The sequence below is a fragment of the Stenotrophomonas sp. YJH_SMC_46 genome, from assembly GCF_059370315.1.
This window is the reverse complement of record NZ_JCAFTO010000006.1, coordinates 111,727-128,627: the sequence shown is the minus strand read 5'-3', so window position 1 is coordinate 128,627 and position 16,901 is coordinate 111,727. Positions and strand designations below refer to the sequence as shown.

Annotated in this window: 18 protein-coding genes and 1 tRNA gene; 7 read left to right on the top strand and 12 right to left on the bottom strand. The window is 67.4% G+C overall.

Annotated features, from left to right (window positions below; translation table 11 throughout):
- Positions 1 to 28 precede the first annotated feature (28 nt).
- From fabG to AC5P8C_RS18130, 6 genes are all read right to left on the bottom strand, one after another.
- Positions 29 to 772 (bottom strand): 3-oxoacyl-ACP reductase FabG, encoded by a 744-nt coding sequence (fabG, locus tag AC5P8C_RS18155; RefSeq protein WP_005408312.1) that lies wholly within the window; start codon positions 770 to 772, stop codon positions 29 to 31.
- Between the two features lie 81 nt (positions 773 to 853).
- Positions 854 to 1,798 (bottom strand): ACP S-malonyltransferase, encoded by a 945-nt coding sequence (fabD, locus tag AC5P8C_RS18150; protein ID WP_019659498.1) that lies wholly within the window; start codon positions 1,796 to 1,798, stop codon positions 854 to 856.
- A 147-nt stretch (positions 1,799 to 1,945) separates the two neighbouring features.
- Entirely contained in the window at positions 1,946 to 2,728 is a 783-nt protein-coding gene (locus AC5P8C_RS18145) for a BUD32 family EKC/KEOPS complex subunit (RefSeq protein ID WP_019659499.1), read from the bottom strand.
- A 76-nt stretch (positions 2,729 to 2,804) separates the two neighbouring features.
- Positions 2,805 to 3,782 carry a beta-ketoacyl-ACP synthase III gene (locus AC5P8C_RS18140; protein WP_019659500.1) on the bottom strand — a complete coding sequence of 326 codons (978 nt, stop codon included), beginning with the start codon at positions 3,780 to 3,782 and terminating at the stop codon, positions 2,805 to 2,807.
- 91 nt (positions 3,783 to 3,873) lie between these two features.
- Entirely contained in the window at positions 3,874 to 4,068 is a 195-nt protein-coding gene (gene rpmF / locus AC5P8C_RS18135) for a 50S ribosomal protein L32 (RefSeq protein ID WP_005408308.1), read from the bottom strand.
- 107 nt (positions 4,069 to 4,175) lie between these two features.
- Positions 4,176 to 4,685: a YceD family protein gene (locus tag AC5P8C_RS18130; protein ID WP_019659501.1), complete on the bottom strand. Its 510-nt coding sequence runs from the start codon at positions 4,683 to 4,685 to the stop codon at positions 4,176 to 4,178.
- Between the two features lie 113 nt (positions 4,686 to 4,798).
- Here AC5P8C_RS18130 and AC5P8C_RS18125 point away from each other — a divergent pair, with 113 nt between their 5' ends.
- The gene (locus AC5P8C_RS18125; RefSeq protein ID WP_019659502.1) at positions 4,799 to 5,368 is read left to right on the top strand and encodes a Maf family protein; all 570 of its coding nucleotides are present in this window, start codon (positions 4,799 to 4,801) and stop codon (positions 5,366 to 5,368) included.
- A 102-nt stretch (positions 5,369 to 5,470) separates the two neighbouring features.
- Here AC5P8C_RS18125 and AC5P8C_RS18120 read toward each other — a convergent pair whose 3' ends face one another.
- Positions 5,471 to 7,306, bottom strand: a complete 1,836-nt coding sequence (locus tag AC5P8C_RS18120) for a glycosyltransferase family 39 protein (RefSeq protein WP_019659503.1) — start codon at positions 7,304 to 7,306, stop codon at positions 5,471 to 5,473.
- A gap of 42 nt (positions 7,307 to 7,348) precedes the next feature.
- Here AC5P8C_RS18120 and AC5P8C_RS18115 point away from each other — a divergent pair, with 42 nt between their 5' ends.
- From AC5P8C_RS18115 to AC5P8C_RS18100, 4 genes are read left to right on the top strand one after another with little or no spacing between them, the layout of a single operon-like run.
- On the top strand, positions 7,349 to 8,302 hold the full coding sequence (locus tag AC5P8C_RS18115) for an AAA family ATPase (protein WP_019659504.1): 954 nt from the start codon (positions 7,349 to 7,351) through the stop codon (positions 8,300 to 8,302).
- Positions 8,303 to 8,325: 23 nt separating this feature from the next.
- On the top strand, positions 8,326 to 9,249 hold the full coding sequence (locus tag AC5P8C_RS18110; RefSeq protein WP_032955142.1) for a DUF58 domain-containing protein: 924 nt from the start codon (positions 8,326 to 8,328) through the stop codon (positions 9,247 to 9,249).
- Positions 9,242 to 11,191 (top strand): transglutaminase TgpA family protein, encoded by a 1,950-nt coding sequence (locus tag AC5P8C_RS18105; protein WP_262214649.1) that lies wholly within the window; start codon positions 9,242 to 9,244, stop codon positions 11,189 to 11,191. Before AC5P8C_RS18110 ends, AC5P8C_RS18105 begins: the two co-directional genes overlap by 8 nt.
- On the top strand, positions 11,188 to 11,715 hold the full coding sequence (locus AC5P8C_RS18100) for a Slp family lipoprotein (RefSeq protein ID WP_019659507.1): 528 nt from the start codon (positions 11,188 to 11,190) through the stop codon (positions 11,713 to 11,715). The genes AC5P8C_RS18105 and AC5P8C_RS18100 overlap by 4 nt, the downstream gene beginning before the upstream one ends.
- Positions 11,716 to 11,791: 76 nt before the next feature.
- Here AC5P8C_RS18100 and AC5P8C_RS18095 read toward each other — a convergent pair whose 3' ends face one another.
- The 4 genes from AC5P8C_RS18095 to dnaX form a co-directional block, all read right to left on the bottom strand.
- Positions 11,792 to 12,151, bottom strand: coding sequence for a histidine triad nucleotide-binding protein (locus AC5P8C_RS18095; protein WP_005408300.1), 360 nt, complete (start codon positions 12,149 to 12,151; stop codon positions 11,792 to 11,794).
- Between the two features lie 67 nt (positions 12,152 to 12,218).
- Entirely contained in the window at positions 12,219 to 12,818 is a 600-nt protein-coding gene (recR, locus tag AC5P8C_RS18090) for a recombination mediator RecR (protein WP_019659508.1), read from the bottom strand.
- 111 nt (positions 12,819 to 12,929) lie between these two features.
- Positions 12,930 to 13,250, bottom strand: a complete 321-nt coding sequence (locus tag AC5P8C_RS18085) for a YbaB/EbfC family nucleoid-associated protein (protein ID WP_019659509.1) — start codon at positions 13,248 to 13,250, stop codon at positions 12,930 to 12,932.
- 6 nt (positions 13,251 to 13,256) lie between these two features.
- On the bottom strand, positions 13,257 to 15,305 hold the full coding sequence (gene dnaX / locus AC5P8C_RS18080) for a DNA polymerase III subunit gamma/tau (RefSeq protein WP_134734705.1): 2,049 nt from the start codon (positions 15,303 to 15,305) through the stop codon (positions 13,257 to 13,259).
- Between the two features lie 143 nt (positions 15,306 to 15,448).
- Here dnaX and AC5P8C_RS18075 point away from each other — a divergent pair.
- Positions 15,449 to 15,541, top strand: a tRNA-Ser gene (locus tag AC5P8C_RS18075).
- Positions 15,542 to 15,682: 141 nt separating this feature from the next.
- Here AC5P8C_RS18075 and AC5P8C_RS18070 read toward each other — a convergent pair.
- Positions 15,683 to 16,057, bottom strand: a complete 375-nt coding sequence (locus AC5P8C_RS18070) for a DUF3592 domain-containing protein (RefSeq protein WP_495219192.1) — start codon at positions 16,055 to 16,057, stop codon at positions 15,683 to 15,685.
- A gap of 351 nt (positions 16,058 to 16,408) precedes the next feature.
- Here AC5P8C_RS18070 and AC5P8C_RS18065 point away from each other — a divergent pair, with 351 nt between their 5' ends.
- Complete coding sequence (locus tag AC5P8C_RS18065; RefSeq protein ID WP_495219190.1) at positions 16,409 to 16,852, top strand: GNAT family N-acetyltransferase; 444 nt, start codon at positions 16,409 to 16,411, stop codon at positions 16,850 to 16,852.
- The last annotated feature ends 49 nt before the right edge of the window (positions 16,853 to 16,901 follow it).

The following is a 16,901-nucleotide window of genomic DNA, read 5'->3' as shown; positions in this document are numbered from 1 at the left end:
CTTGCGGCGCAATCCCTGCGCCCCTTGCTTACGGCATGTACATGCCGCCGTTCACATGGAGGGTTTCGCCGGTGATGTAACCGGCAGCCGGGCTGGCCAGGAAGGCCACCGCATGGGCGATGTCTTCCGGCGATCCCAGGCGTTCGAGGGCGATGTCGTTGATCAGCGCGGTGCGCGCTTCTTCCGGCAACGCCTTGGTCATGTCGGTGTCGATGAAGCCAGGTGCGACAACATTGACGGTGACGCCGCGCGAACCGATTTCCTTGGCCAGCGACTTGCTGAAGCCGATGATGCCCGCCTTGGCCGCGGCGTAGTTGGCCTGGCCGGCGTTGCCGGTCACGCCCACCACCGATGCGATGTTGATGATGCGGCCCTTGCGTGCCTTCATCATGCCGCGCATCACCGCCTTGCTGGTGCGGAACACGCTGGTCAGGTTGGTGTCGATGATCGACGCCCAGTCCTCGTCCTTCATGCGCATCAGCAGGTTGTCGCGGGTGATGCCGGCATTGTTGACCAGGATCGAGATCGGGCCGAATTCCTTGGCGATGCCATCGAGCACGCTGTCCAGCGCGGCGGCATCGGTGACGTTCAGCGCGCGGCCGTGACCGCCGTGGGCAGCCAGGCGTTCGCCGATCGCGGCAGCGCCGGATTCGGTGGTGGCGGTGCCGATGACGGTGGCGCCCTGGGCGGCCAGCAGATCGGCGATGGCGGCGCCAATGCCACGGCTGGCACCGGTGACCAGTGCGATTTCACCCTGTAGGGGCTTGCTCATGATGTTTTCCTCAGACGGGAGCGGCCGCCGCACCGTGCCGCTTGCAGCGGCCACCGGTACGGCCGGCAGGAACAGGGAAGGTCAGGCCGACCATGCCTCGCGGGCGGCTTCGAAGTCGCCCGGCGTGGCCAGCGGACGGCCGTCGATGGCCTTGTCGATGCGCTTGACCAGGCCGGTCAGCACCTTGCCTGGGCCGCACTCGGCGATCTGGGTGATGCCGCGGGCGGCCAGCGCCTGCACGCAACCGGTCCACTGCACCGGCTGGTACAGCTGCTGGACCAGCGCGGTGCGGATGGCGTCCACGCCGTCGTGCACCTGGGCATCGACGTTCTGCACCACCGGCAGCTGCGGCGCCTGCCAGGACAGGCCGGCCATCACTTCGGCCAGGCGGTTGGCGGCTTCGCGCATGAGCGGGGTGTGCGAGGGCACGCTGACAGCCAGCTTGACCGCCTTGCGCACGCCCTTCTCGGCCAGCAGCGCCAGTGCACGGTCGACCGCATCGGCGTCGCCACCGATCACGATCTGGCCCGGCGAATTGAAGTTGGCCGGCACCACCACCTGGCTGCCTGCGGCTTCGGCGCAGACGTCCAGCACCAGCTGGTCTTCGGCACCGAGCACGGCGGCCATGGCCCCGACACCGGCCGGTGCCGCTTCCTGCATCAGCTGGCCACGCAGGCGCACCAGGTGCGCACCGTCATGCAGGCTCAGCGCGCCGGCGGCGACCAGGGCGGTGTACTCGCCCAGACTGTGGCCGGACAGCACCGACGGGCGCGGACCGCCCACGGCGTTCCAGGCGCGCCACACGCCGATGCTGGCGGCCAGCAGGGCCGGCTGGGTGTATTCGGTACGGTTGAGCATTTCCTCCGGGCCGCCCTGGGACAACGCCCACAGGTCGACACCGGCACCATCGGATGCCTCGGTGAAGGCTTCACGCACCTGCGGGTGCAGTTCGGCCAGCTCGGCCAGCATGCCCACAGACTGCGAGCCCTGGCCGGGGAAGACAAAAGCGAGGGTGGATACGGTCACGCGGTCATCCGCTTGTTGCAATCGAAGCGGGCCATGATAAGGGGGAATCCGCTGTGTCGTCTGTACGTGCGCGTATGCAGGCGTATGGAGCAATGACAGGGTCAGATCCCTTTTCCACCGGAAATGGGATCTGACCCCGGCCGACGATCAGCAGAACAGCTGCAGGACGTCCAGATCGCCGTCGGCGAGGAAATCCACGCACAGCCCCACCAGCATCAGCACGCCCGCAGTACTGGCGCCATGGGTGATGAAAATGGAATGGGCCAGCGCGCGCGCTGAACGGCCCAGCTTCATGCAGACCCGGGCCAGGCTGCGCAGGCGGCCACTGACCGCATGCACGTGCTCGCGCACCGGTGCCTGGGCACCGCCCATCGCCTCGGCCATCATCGCCTGCAGGTGCTCGGGGCGGTCGGCATAGTACTTGGCCACGCCATAGCCGAACATCAGCCAGTCGCGGGCCTGGGCTTCGGACAGGTCCATCACTTCCAGTGGATCTTCCTCGAAGTCGATGAAACCGACCTTGTCGCCATCCCAGGTGAGGTTGCGCGGCAACGGCTGGCCGAAATAGGCGCCGCGCGCATGCGCTTCGGCAATGGCCTGCATCGCCGCCATGACCAGCCGATCACGACCGGCCTCGTCGGCCTGGCGCAGGCAGGTATTGAACGAGCTGCCGTTGTCGCCGATTACGAGCGCGGCATGGCCGGTGCCCAGCACGTCAGGCACGTTCACACCTTGCGCCTGCAGTTCTGCAAGGCGGCGGGCCTCGGTTTCGCGTGCGGCGTCGCCGCCACGGTGCGGAGGAGGACGAAGGGCATCGAGGTGGAAACGACGGGCAACAAAATTGAGCAGGCCAAGGGCCAGCGCCCGGCTTCCCTTGCCGTACTGCTTCAGCCAGGCACGTTGCCCTTCGATGACGATGGGCTCAACCATGACAGGTCCTCCTTAAACGCGTTACGGCCCCGGAGGGCCGCAACGACAAAGCTTCACATTGTCGTAACTTGCACTATCAATAGCGCAACAGAGCCGAACCCCACGTGAAGCCACCACCGAAGGCCTCCAGCAGCAGCAGCTGGCCGCGCTCGACCTTGCCCGAACGCACGGCGGCGTCGAGCGCCAGCGGCACCGAGCCGGACGAGGTATTGCCATGCTTGTCGACAGTCACCACCACCTGGTCCATCGACATCTCCAGGCGCTTGGCGGTGGCTTCGATGATGCGCAGGTTGGCCTGGTGCGGAATCAGCCAATCCAGGTCGGACTTGTCCAGGCCGTTGGCGGCCAGGGTCTCGTCCACGACCGAGTCCAGCGCCTTGACGGCGTACTTGAACACGTCGTTGCCCTTCATGTTGATGGTGCCGCCACCGTTGGCGCCGTCCTTGAAACCGCTCGAGACGCCGACCGGGTTCCACAGCAGTTCCTTCTTGCTGCCGTCTGCATGCAGGTGGGTGCTGAGGATGCCGGTCTCTTCGTCGGCCTTGAGCACGACGGCGCCAGCGCCATCGCCGAACAGTACGCAGGTGGTGCGATCGTTCCAGTCGACCATGCGGGTCAGCGTTTCGGTGCCGATCACCAGCACGTGCTTGCAGTCACCGGAACGGATGAATTTATCGGCCACGCCCAGCGCGAACACGAAGCCCGAGCAGGCTGCGTTGACGTCGAAGGCGGGGCACCCGGCCACACCGAGCTTGGCCTGGATCAGGCACGCGGTGGACGGGAAAATAAGGTCAGGCGTGGTCGTACCGACCACGATCATGTCGAGCTGCGAAGCGTCGATGCCTGCGGCTTCCAGCGCGCGCAGGGCGGCGTTGTAGCCAAGGTCGCTGGTGGTTTCGCCTTCGGCCGCGATGTGCCGTTCACGAATGCCGGTGCGCGACTGGATCCACTCGTCCGAGGTTTCGACCATTTTTTCCAGGTCGGCGTTGGTCAGGACTTTTTCCGGCAAATAGCTGCCGGTGCCCGCGATCCTCGAGTAGATCCGCTTGCTCATCATGTTTCCTGTTGCGCGGGCCGCCGATCACCGGCACGCCCGGGAAAGAAGGCAAAGGCCGCTGCCCGGAGGCAGCGGCCTTCCCGGCACATCAATCTTCTTCGACGGCCGAGGTCTTGGTCTGGATGACCTTCTTGCCGCGGTAGAAACCATCGGCAGTGATGTGGTGACGCAGATGCACTTCGCCGGTGGTCGGGTCGGTCGACAGCTGCTTGGCGCTCAGGGCGTCATGCGAACGGCGCTGGCCGCGGCGGGACGGGGTAACACGGGATTTCTGGACAGCCATGGGATTGCTCCAAACTCGGTTCGTTTTGCTTCGTCGTTTCGTCGCACAGGACGCCAGCGCCCAGCACACTTTTCGCTTTCGCCGCAGCCGCCGACGACAACCGGCTGCTATTGTTTCTTCAATGCCGCCAACGCCGCAAACGGGTTGGCCTTCTTTGTTTCTTCTTCGCTCGGCGCCCAGTCCTTGTCGACTGCTTCACCGTCGGGCGACAGCGGTACCACCGGCACCGCCAGCACCAGCTCGTCCTCGACCAGATCCAGCGGCTTCAGCTGGCCATCTTCCGGCACCAGCAACGCCTCGTATTCCTCCGGCAGGGACGATTCCTCGTCCTCGTCGCGGATCAGGCCAAGCCTCTGGGTCACCTTCACCGGCAACAGGAATCGCTGCATGCTGCGCTGACAGGTCAGCGGCAACGCGGTGTCGATGGTCAGTTCCACATAGGATACCCGCAAGACGTCGTCGCGACCGAATTCAAGCGAGTAGACGCACTCGCCGTCGGTATCTGCGACCAACCCCTGCAGGCGGGTCAATTCAGCCAGGGAGACCTGACCGTCGAAGCGCCTTCGCGCTACAACCATCCGCCAGGCATCCAGCGTTTCGGGCACGTTCGCGGACATAAGCCGCTGAATACTAAGGATCGGAGCGGCGGCTGTCAAATGCCCGCCATACAGGACTTGCCGCTGGCGCTGCAGACGGGCCAGACTGCTTCGCCCTGCCCCGGTATTGTCGCATGTCACTGGTCCTGGCCTCCACGTCCCGCTACCGCCGTGAACTGCTGCAGCGGCTGGGCCTGCCCTTCGACTGCGCGCGCCCTGAGGTGGATGAAACCCCGTTGAACAACGAAGCGCCATTGGCCCTGGCCACCCGCCTGGCCGCCACCAAGGCGGTCGAGGTGGCGTGCCGGCATCCCGGCGCGTGGGTGATCGGCTCGGACCAGGTCGCGGACCTGAACGGCCAGCCACTGGGCAAACCGGGTACGGTCGAGGCCGCCTGCGCACAGCTGGCGGCGATGTCCGGGCAGACCGTGCACTTCCATACCGCCGTCTGCCTCAGCCGTGATGGAGCATCATTCACGGCCACCGATCTGACCGAGGTCCGCTTCCGCGCACTGGAACCGGACGAGATCGCCCGCTACGTGGCCACCGAACAGCCGCTGGACTGCGCCGGCAGCTTCAAATGCGAGGGCCTGGGCATCAGCCTGTTCGACGCCATCGACAACCGCGACCCGACCGCGCTGATCGGCCTGCCGCTGATCACGCTATGCGGATTGCTGCGCAGGGCAGGTTTCGCGGTGCCGTGAACGGTAGAGCCGAGCCCATGCCCGGCTGTTTTTTTTGAGGCTGCCTGCCATCTGAAGCAGAAGCAGCGGAGCATCGGCTCGGCTCTACAGGACCAGCGGACCTCAACGGACCTCGAACGCTTGCTCCTGCCATTGCTCCACGCTGCCGTCGCGCCCGTGCAGGCGCAGGCCCAGCCAATGCCTGCCCGGCGCGAGCGTGGCGGTATCCAGCGAGGCATCAAAGCCCACCGCCGGATGCTGCGGATCGGTACTGTCCGGCCAGGTGTGGCGCACGTCGAACACACGCCCGTAGCGGGCATCACCGATGGAGCGGCCATCGACCAGCACTTCAACCCGCGCCAGGCCGACGCCATCCTTGAACGCCCAGCCCTTGATCGCGAGCGTGCCGGACACCTTCTCGCCGTTGGACGGCGCATCCAGCCACGCCATCGCCGGCGTCACGCACGGCCCTTGCGCGCGCTGCACCGGCAGGCGGAACAACAGGAAGCGCTGGAATCCGTGATCACTGCTGACCACGCGTGGCGCAGGCAGCGGCCCCACCTGATCGCAGATGGCGTGATAGCGCGCCAGCAGTTCGCGATAGCGCTGGTCGCTGGGTGACAGCACCAGCAGCATCGGCGCCGTGCGCTCGCCCTCATGCAGCAGGCCCCACTGTGCCAGCTGTGCGGTGCGGCCATGCTTGTCATTGAGCGGATGCGGCAGCACCTCGATGTTGCCATTGCCCAGCTGGAAACCCAGTTCAGCGCCGACCTTGAAGTTGCCGGCCAGCACGCGTGTCCCTTGCGGCATCTGCCGCAACTCCTCGCGCACCGCTACCGCCAGGGGTTGCCAGCCGGCGAAATTGCGCGGGTAGTACTTGCTGCCGGCCATCTGCTCGCGCAGTGCCGGCGTGGAGGCCATCAGGTAGTAGCCGAAGGCCAGCACCATGCCCGCACCGGCCAACCACCAGCCGGTGCGGCGCAGCCAGCGCGGCCAGCCGTTGAGCACCACCGGCACCGCCACCAGCAGTGCGAGGTAACCCGGCAGCGGCCAGTGGAAACTGATCCGCTCGACGTCAGTAAAGAAGCCGAGCACGAAAATGCCCAGCGTGGATACGCCGCCCACCAGGCCGAAATAGCGCCACTGCACGCGCGCGCCGCCACCGCTCCGGGTTCCTGCCAGCGCCACCTTCCACATCGCCATGCACAGGATCGGCGTCACCAGCATCGGCTGGATCACCAGGAACCACAGCCCGCCCCATTCGAAGGCCCAGGGATGACGCTCGACCACCTGGAATTTCAGCCCGGCATCGTGGTTGTCCGCATTCCACGCCAGCAGTGGCAGCCACGCCAGCACGCCCACCGCCAACGCGACCCATACGCGCGGATCGGCCAGCATGCGCCGCCCCTGCGGCAATGCCAGCAGCGCAATGAAACCCACGCCGATGACACCGATGAAGCGGTAATGGCTGAGCGCACCGATCAACAGGCCCAGCGCCAGCTTCATCGCCGAGGAGGCATCCACGTTGTGCAGCAGGCGCGCGCCGGCATGCAGGCAGATCACCGCCGCCAGTGCCATCGGCACGTCCGGCACCGCCAGCAGGCCCAGCGTCGCCGACAACGGCATCAACAGCGTGAGGCTGCCCGCCTGCCAACCGGCCACGTTGCCGAACCAGCGCGTGGCCGTGCGCACCACCAGCAGCGGCAGCAGCGCACCGATGGCCAGGAATGGCAGGCGCAACGCGAGCACGTGATGGCCACCGATCTCAACGCCCAGCCGGGCCAGCCACGCGGTCAGCCCGGGCAGGTCCGAATAGGCTGCGGCCAGATGCTGGCCTTCCTGCCAATAGAACGCTTCGTCGACGAACAGCGGCAGGCGCGCGGCAACGATCAGCTTGGCCGCTGTGACCAGCGTCCATAACCAGAGAAATATCGTCCGTGCGCGCTGTTCGCCTTGCATTGCTCTATGGATAATCGAGTGGATTCCAGATCTGAGACGATCATGCCAGCCTCGTCCCCCAATCCCAGCATGCTAACCGATCAATTGCGTCAGGCCCTGCGGGAGGCACAGGATCAGGTCAACGCACTGGTGCTGGGCAAGGTGCCGGAAGTCAGGCTGGCCTTCGTCGCATTGCTGTCCGGCGGCCACCTGCTGATCGAAGACCTGCCCGGCCTGGGCAAGACCACGCTGGCGCATGCGCTGGCCAGCAGCCTGGGCCTCAGTTTCCAGCGCGTGCAGTTCACCTCAGACCTGTTGCCCGCCGATGTGCTGGGCGTGTCGGTGTATGAAGCCGGCAGCCGCCAGTTCCAGTTCCACCCAGGCCCGGTATTCACCCACGTACTGCTGGCCGACGAGATCAATCGCGCCCCCCCGCGCACGCAGAGCGCGTTGCTGGAAGCCATGGCCGAGCAGCAGGTCACCCTGGACGGGCAGACGCACCCGCTGCCGGACCCCTTCTTCGTCATCGCCACACAGAACCCGGTGGACCTGTCAGGCACCTTCCCGCTGCCGGATTCACAGCTGGATCGCTTCCTGCTGCGGCTGGCGATGGGCTATCCCAGCGCCCAGGCCGAGCGCGAGCTGCTGCGTGGCAGCGACCGCCGCGACCTGATCGCGCGGGCCGTGCCGAAGCTGGATGACACCCAGGTGCGCACGTTGCGCGACGCGGTGAACCAGGTGCATGCCAGCGACGCGCTGATCGACTATGTGCAGGCCCTGCTGACCCGCAGCCGCCAGCACGCAGGCGTGCGCGTCGGCCTGTCGCCGCGTGCCGGCCTGGCGCTGCTGCGTGCAGCCAGAGCACATGCACTGCTGCTGGGTCGCGCGCATGTGGTGCCGGAGGACGTGCAGACGCTGTTCGTCGCCGTGGCCGGCCACCGGTTGGTGGCGGAAGCCGAATCCAGTTCGGGGCCGGCATTGGCACGCGCGATCCTGCAGACCGTCGCGGTGGATTGAACGTGGCCACACGCTGGGCACGCATGCAGCTGCTGGCTCGGCCGCGCAGGCCCGAAGCCTTGCCGAAACGACTGGATCGCCATCGCATCTATGTGCTGCCCACCCGCTTCGGCCTGTTCGTTGCAATCCTGCTGGCAGCCATGCTGCTGGGCGCGCTGAACTACAACAACAATCCCGCCCTGCTGCTGGCCCTGCTGCTGGCGGCAGCGGCAATCGCCAGTGCCATTGCCGCGCATCTCCAGTTGTCCGGCGTACAGATCGACGCGATCTCCGCCGAGCCGGTACCGGCCGGGCAACCCTTGCGCCTGCGCGTGGACCTCTCTCTGCGGGATCCGCGTGCGCGGCACGGCCTTCATCTCCAGCTGGGCGACAGCCAGGCCTGGACCTCGCTGCCTGCACACGGCCGTGGTGAAGTGGAACTGGAGGTTCCCAGCGAACGCCGGGGCTGGCTGGAGCTTCCACGTATCCGTCTGTCCACGACCCAGCCCCTGGGCCTGGTGCGGGCGTGGTCGTGGGTGTGGCCGGAACAACCGCTGCTGGTCTACCCACTGGCCGAAGCCCTGGCGCCTGCACTGCCGGAGAGCGGCAGCGATCCGCTGCATACCCGTGCCCACGCCAGCGGTGAGGAACTGCATCAGCTGCGGCCCTATCGTGCGGGCGATGCGCCACGCAGCATTTCGTGGAAGCACTCGGCACGCCGCGACAGCCTGCTGGTGCGCGAGTACGAAAAACCGGTCGGCATCGAAGTAGTCCTCGACTGGCGCGCATTGGCGCCGCTGGGCCAAGAAGCACGCATCGCTCGATTGGCGCGCTGGGTGGATGTAGCCGAGCGCGAGGGCCGCCGCTACACCCTGTTGCTGCCTGCACACCCGCCGTTCGGGCCCGGACAGGGCGCCAGCCACCACCACCTGTGCCTGCGCGCGCTGGCGCTGATGCCGCATGACTGAGACCCCGGAGCTGCTCGACCGCAACGCCCGCAACTGGACCCTGGCCAGCGCGGCGCTGGCTCTGTTGCCGCTGCTGCTGCAGCTGCCGCCACTGCTGGCGGGCGTGATCGCGCTGGCGGCGATTTTCACCGCCGCCCTGTCGCGGCGGACAGTGCTGCCGATGCCGGTGCGCCTGCTGCTGGTGCTGGCCATGCTCGGCGCCATCGTCTGGCAGATGGGCATGGTGCGCCCAGGACGCGACACCGGTTGCGCGCTGCTGGCCGCGATGCTGGCGATCAAGTCCAGCGAGCTGCGCAGCCTGCGTGATGCCCGCAGTCTGCTCGGCTTTGCGCTGTTCTCGCCCTTTGCAGCATTCCTGCTCGACCAGGGGCCGCTGACAACAGCACTGGCCGCGCTGGCCGGGGTCAGCGCACTGCTCGCCCTGCAACGCCTGGCCCAGGATGAAGGCCATGCTGGCCGCCTGCCGTTGCACGGGCAGCTGCGTGGTGTCGGCCGCCTGCTGGCGATCGGCCTGCCGCTGGCATTGGCCTGCTTCTGGCTGTTCCCGCGCCTTGCCACGCCACTGTGGGGCGTTCCCGAGCGCGCCGTGGGTACACCGGGGCTGTCCGACAGCATGGAACCCGGCCAGTGGCTGGACCTGATGGCCGACGACACCCCGGCGTTGCGCGTGCAGTTCTTCGGTGCCCCACCCGAGCCGGCGCAGCGCTACTGGCGCGGCCCTGTACTGACCGCCTTCGATGGACGGCGCTGGACACGCGAGCCTGCGAGCGCGCGGCGACCTGCTGCGGTGGTTGAAGCCGGTACACAGGGCTGGGATTACCAGATCGACTACGAGCCGACTGACCGCCGCCAGCTTGTGGCGCTGGACCTGCCCAGCGGTGCGCCTGCGGGCAGCATGCTGGATGCGGACATGAGCCTGCGCAGCGAACGCCCGCTGGCCTCGCTCAGCCGCTGGCGATTGCATTCGGCCCCTCCACGGCAGTTCGACAGCACGCTGTCGCCCCTTCTGCGCCGCGCGACGCTGCAGCTGCCGGCCGGCTTCAACCCGCGCACCGCCACCCTGGCCCAGCAATGGCGACAGGACGCCGGCGGTGATGACGAGGCCATCGTGCGCCGCGCGCTGCAGTGGATCACCACGGATTTCTCGTACACGCTGGATACCCCGGCGGCGGGGCGCGACCCGATCGACGAGTTCCTGTTCGGCTACAAGGCCGGCTTCTGTGAACACTTCAGCTCGGCTTTCGTGGTGCTGATGCGCAACGCGGGTGTACCCGCGCGGGTGGTGACCGGTTTCGCCGGCGGCACCCGCAACCGCATCGGCGACTACTGGGTGGTGCGGCGGATGGATGCCCACGCCTGGGCCGAGGTGTGGCTGCCGCAGCGCGGCTGGGTACGGGTAGACCCGACGGCGGCCGTGGCACCGGAACGCATCCTGGACACGCTGGACGACCGCCTGCAGGCCGGCACGGACACACCACTGCGACAGCGGTGGCTGCAGCTGGGCCAGATGGGGGATTGGCTGCGCCGCGGCTGGAACGATCTGGTGCTGTCCTTCGATGCGCGCCGCCAGCAGCAACTGCTCAAGCCTTTCGGGCTGGACGATCTGGGTCCCGGGCAGCTGGTCGCCGGCTTCGTCGTGGCCGCCCTGCTGGCACTGGCGTGGATGGCCTGGCTGCTGGCCCGCGGCGAGCGCGAACGCGACCCGCTGCTGCGCGCCTGGCATCGCCTCGGGCGACGCTACGCCCGCCTCGGCCTGGCCCGAGAACCGCACGAAACCGCACAGCACTGGGCACAGCGGGTTCACCGGCAGCGACCCGACCCGACCCTGCTCGCGCTCAGCCAGCGTTTCGCCGACGCGCGCTACGCTGGAACTTGCAACGACCTCGCCTCATTATTGCGGGACCTGCGCAGGCATCGCCCGACTTCCGGAGCCTCCCCATGAACACCAAGTTCCTCCTCACCGCTGTGGCCACGCTGGCCCTGTCGGCCTGCGCCACGGCCCCGAAGCCGCTGCAGGGACAGTTCAGCCTGGTCTCTCCTCGCGACTCGGTCGCTACCCAGCAGGTCGGCACGCCGGTCCGTTGGGGCGGTCGCATCATCGAAACCAAGCCTGGCCAGGGCGAGACCTGCTTCCAGATCATCTCGCGCCCGCTCAATGGCAGTGGCCGCCCGAACACCACCTCGTCCGATGCCAGCGACGGCCGCTTCATCGCCTGCCGTGCCGGCTTCTACGACCCGGCGGTGTTCGAGGCCGGTCGTGACGTCACCTTCATCGGCAAGATCGACGGCTACCAGAACACCCGCATCGGCGAGTACGACTATCGCCTGCCGAAGCTGGCGGCCGATGTCATCTACCTGTGGCCGGAACAGCGCCAGGTCGATGTGGTGCCCTACCCCTATGGCCCGTGGGGTCCGGGTCCGTGGGGCCCTTACTGGGGCGGCTATGGCCGCTGGGGCTGGTGGTGACCGCCACCGCACAGGCATGACGGAAAGGCCGCCCTCGGGCGGCCTTTTTCATCCACGCATGGCGTGGACAGGGGCTTCAACGCCCAGGCGCACCGAAATGCCCCAGCGGTGCCCCCGCCAGCAGGTGCATATGGATATGGAACACGGTCTGCCCGGCATGCTCACGGCAGTTCATCACGATGCGGTAGCCGTCCTGCGCGAAGCCCTCGCGGCGCGCGTACTCGGCAGCGGCCAGGGCCAGTTTGCCGATCAGGTGCGCCTGCGAGGGCTGCAGGTCATCCAGGGTCGGAATGATCTCGTTCTTCGGGATGAACAGCACATGCACCGGCGCCTGCGGTGCGATGTCCTTGAAGCCCAGCACCTCGTCATCCTCGTAGACGATGGTGGCCGGGATCTCACGACGGATGATCTTGCTGAAAAGGGTTTCGTTGCTCATGGTCGGCCTCGGCGGAGATGTCTCCCGCATTGTAGGCCGCCCACGCCCGGCCACGTCCGGCCGTTGCTCAATCGCGGAATTCGCTGCGCGTACCGAACGCGTGCGACAGCGTGCCACGATCAACGTATTCGAGCTCGCCGCCCAGCGGCAGGCCCTGCGCCAGGCGGCTGGGCTGTACCTTGCGTGCGCGCGCCAGCTGCGCCAGGTAATGCGCGGTGGCCTCGCCCTCGACAGTGGCGCTGGTGGCGATGATCAGCTCCTGCACCTCGCCTTCGGCCAGCCGTCGCTCCAGCTGCTCCAGGCCCAGTTCGCGCGGGCCGACGCCATCGAGCGGCGACAGTCGCCCCTGCAGCACGAAGTAGACACCGCGGAAGCCGGTGGCGTTTTCGATGGCCAGGCGGTCGGCCGGCGATTCGACTACGCACAGCTGGCTGCGCTCGCGGCTGCCGTTGGCACAGGTCGGGCACAGCTCGGTTTCGCTGAAATCGCGGCACTGCGCACAGTGGCCGATGCGCTCCACCGCCAGCGCCAGTATCTGGGCCAGGCGCTGGCCACCTTCGCGCTCGCGCTCTAGCAGGTGGTAGGCCATGCGCTGCGCCGTCTTCTGGCCCACGCCAGGCAGCACCCGCAGCGCGTCGATCAATTGTTCAAGCAGGGGTGCGGACACGGCGGTGTGCTTTGATGGCGTCGAGCAAGCTCGACAGCTACGTGTAGAGTCGAGCCATGCTCGACTGAGGGTTGCAGCGGGCGCCTGCAGCAGCAGGCGCCCCGCCAAGAATCAGAACGGCAGCTTCATGCCCGGCGGCAACTGCATGCCAGCGGTGGCCGAACCCATCTTCGACTTCGACTCGGCATCGATCTTGTTCGAAGCATCGTTGAAGGCGGCGGCGATCAGGTCTTCCAGCATCTCCGGGTCGCTGGTCAGCGACGGGTCGATGCGCACCTTGCGGCATTCCTTGGCGCCGGTCAGGGTCACGCTGACCATGCCGCCACCGGCACTGCCGGTCACTTCGATCCTTGCGATTTCTTCCTGGGCCTTCTGCAGGTTCTCCTGCATCTTCTGGGCCTGCTGCATCAGTTGGGCGATGTTGCCGCGCATAGTCTCTTACTCGTCAAAAGAACGGATGGAATCGGAAACAACCCGGGCACCGTGCTGCTGGATCAGCACCTGTACCTCCGGATCGTCCATGAAAACAGCCTCTGCCACCTGCTGCCGCTCACTACGCTGGCGGTCGGCACGCTGATGCAGGGTCTCGGCCGGAACGTGCTCGATCTCCACGGTCTCGACCACGATCTTCGGGGCCTGGCCAAGGGCTTTCTCCAGCATCTCGCCCAGGGCGGCCAGCGCACGCTCAGAGCGCAGGTACTCAAATCCGGGCGAAAGGCCCAGTTTCAAGGTCCCGTGCTGGCAACTGATGAAGGCAGCGTTGGCCGCCAGCTGCCGCGACGGGCCGCTGAGGCCGCTGTTGGCAACCAGATCCAGCCAGTCCTCGGCCGTGGCCAGGTCGCTGACACCTTCCAGCGGCGCGGTCCCCTGCACTGGCGCGGGCTCGGCCGGCGCGATGGCAATGCCTTCAGTGCGGAACGGGCGCTCGGGCGGTGCAGGCTCGCTGGGAGCCACGACGGGAGCCGGCGGCTCATGCCAGGGCGCGACCATGGCGGCGTCTGGCCCCGCCATCTCGGCCGCCAGCGCCTCGTCACGCGCCTCGGTTTCGTCGGTGGCCCACGGCGGCAGGTCGTCGCCCGCTTCCGCTTCAGCAGCCGGTGGAGCGGCCTCGGCCTTCATCGGCGGCGGCTGCACAGGCTCTTCCACCGGAACCGGCTCGGGCTCCGGCGTCGGGTCCGGTTCGGGTTGCGGGGCCGGCTCGGGTTCGGGTTCAGGTTCGCGCGGCGCGGCCTGCACCGGAGCGGCCACCTGCGCCACCACGGCCGGGCTTGCCGAAGCGGCGGCAGTCGCCGGCATCGCTTCGTGGGTACCCGCACCGGTGCCACCACCGGCCGCATTGCCACCCGGCGCATTGCCTGCACCATCCACCGACTTCGGTACCGGCGGGACTGCTACGGCCGGGCGGAATGCCAGCATCCGCAGCACGGCCATTTCGAAACCTGCGCGCGGGCTCGGCGCCAACGGCAGGTCGCGGCGGCCATTCAGCGCCATCTGGTACCAGAGCTGCACCACTTCCGGGCGCAGGCGCTCGGCGAATGCGACGGCGTCCAGGCCTTCGGCAGCGGCCGCACCCGGTACCAGCTGCTGCACCTGGATGCGGTGCAGGCCTTCGGCCAGCGCTTCCAGCACGCCACTCCAGTCCGGTGAGAATTCGGCCAGCGCGGCCACCACCTGCAGCAGGCGCGGCCCATCGCCCTCGGCCAGCGCATCGAGCATCGCCGCCACCTGGGTGCGATCGACCGTGCCCAGCATGGTGCGCACCACGTCCTCGCGCAGCGCGCCGCCGGCATAGGCGATCGCCTGGTCCAGCAGCGACAGGCCGTCGCGCAGGCTGCCGTCAGCGGCCTTGGCCAGCTGTACGATGGCACTGCCGTCTGCCTCGATCTCTTCTGCCGCCAGGATGCGCGTCATCTGGCCCTGGATCTGATCCTCGTCCAGGCGCTTGAGGTTGAACTGCAGGCAGCGGCTGAGCACGGTGACCGGCAGCTTCTGCGGGTCGGTGGTGGCCAGCAGGAACTTCACGTGCTCCGGCGGTTCTTCCAGCGTCTTCAGCAGCGCATTGAACGCCGCCTTGGACAGCATGTGCACTTCGTCGATCAGGTAGACCTTGTACTTGCCGCGCGACGGCATGTACTGCGCGTTCTCGATCACCTCGCGCACGTCATCCACGCCGGTGTTGGACGCGGCATCGATTTCCAGCAGGTCGATGTAGCGGCCGGCGTCGATGTCCAGGCAGGCCGCGCACTGGCCGCACGGGTCGGCGCTGGTGCCCTGCTCGCAGTTCAGCGACTTGGCGAAGATGCGCGCGATGGTGGTCTTGCCCACGCCGCGGGTACCGGTGAACAGGAACGCGTGGTGGACACGGCCGCTGTCCAACGCGTTGCTGAGCGCACGGACCACGTGTTCCTGGCCCACCAGCTCGGCAAAACGCTTCGGACGCCACTTGCGGGCAAGGACGAGGTAGGACATCAGGCCACCGTTTTCCATCGGATGTTCCATTGTGCCATGCCTGTCCAGCCCCCTCGCCAACAATGCGCCCGGATGCGTCCGTGATCTGGGCGCTTGTGTCCGGCCGCGCCGCCCGCTAGAATCTGCGCCCCTGCTGAGGCGTTTGCCGGTGGCAGGGATCCGGAGAGGTGTCCGAGTGGTTGAAGGAGCACGCCTGGAAAGTGTGTAAGCGTCTAAACCGCGCTTCGGGGGTTCGAATCCCCCTCTCTCCGCCAGATAAATGAAGAAGCCGCCCAGTGGGCGGCTTTTTTATTTTGGCTGGCGGCAATCGCCGCAGGCACTACCGGACTGAACAGGCGCTGCCGCCGTGGCCGGTCCAACGGCCCGCCCGCCGACGGCGCGCGATCGGCCGCGAGTCATCTGCGCCGGAGCAGTCCCCGCACGCAGGCGCCGACGAACGCCAGCCCCAGCAGCACCCACACGACCGTCATTCCCCACAACGCACCGAACGTATCCAGGACCGGCTCCAGCCGCAGTCGCGCCGGGTCGTACAGCACGCGTACCGGCTGCCTAGGCTCATAGCCGAAAATCATGCCGCCCTGCGGGTACGAGATGCGTTGGCCGGTCGCGGTGGTGAACGCGACCTGCGGATGCGATCCGCCGGCGTTCAGGCGCTCGACCTGGCCATCAACGGCCTGCGCGACCTCCAGGAACTCAAGACGATGCGTCACCTCGAGGGCGGCCACGGCAAGGCTCAACAGGCCCACCGCGCCAAACAGCAGACCACGCATGAGCTGGGCAGTCCGGGAAAGAGAAGGGTCGGGCGTCACTGGGCAGCTCCGTTGCAGGCAGGAAGACGAATGGGGCCGGCGGATCCTGCCGCGCGGTCAGTCCCATGTGTCGAAAGCATAGCCCGGAAGCCGCCGCGCCCCGCTGCACGTCATCGCGGCCGCATGCGCCTCGCCATTGCCCGCGAACGACGCACCCGCCTGGTACAGGCGCCTGCGTCCCGAGCACGGTCATTCGAGTGGGAAAAGTCACCTGGAAAAGGATCGGCATCGCTCCATGTACCCTGGAACGCTTCGCCCCCTCCCAACGTCTGGACGGTTGAAATGCAGTCGGGCAACTCCATGGCATTTCCCATGAACCTCCGCCTCTACCGCCCCGCCGACGCCAGCGCCTGCCTGTCGATGTTCGACAGCAACGTGCCCACCTATTTCGCGCCCGAAGAGCGCAGCGACTTTGAACGCTTCCTGCGCGAGCAGGCCATGGACTGTGCATTCCAGGTGATCGAGCGCGATGGCAGAATCGTGGCCTGTGGCGGCCTGTCGCGACGCGGCGACGGCAGTGCCGGCTTCTGCTGGGGCATGGTGCAGCGCGCGCTGCACCGGCAGGGACTGGGCCGCGAACTGGCGCTGGCACGCCTGCGCCAGGCCGAAGCGGATCCGTCGATCAAGCGCATCACGCTCAGTACCAGCCAGCACACCCAGGGCTTCTATGCCGGGCTGGGCTTCCAGGTGACGCGGATCGCGTCCAATGGCCACGGCGCCGGGATCGACGCCGTGGAGATGGAGCGGGGGGTCTAGCCCTCCGCCCCGCCCCGGATCCACGCAAGCCTGGATCCAACATCGCCGC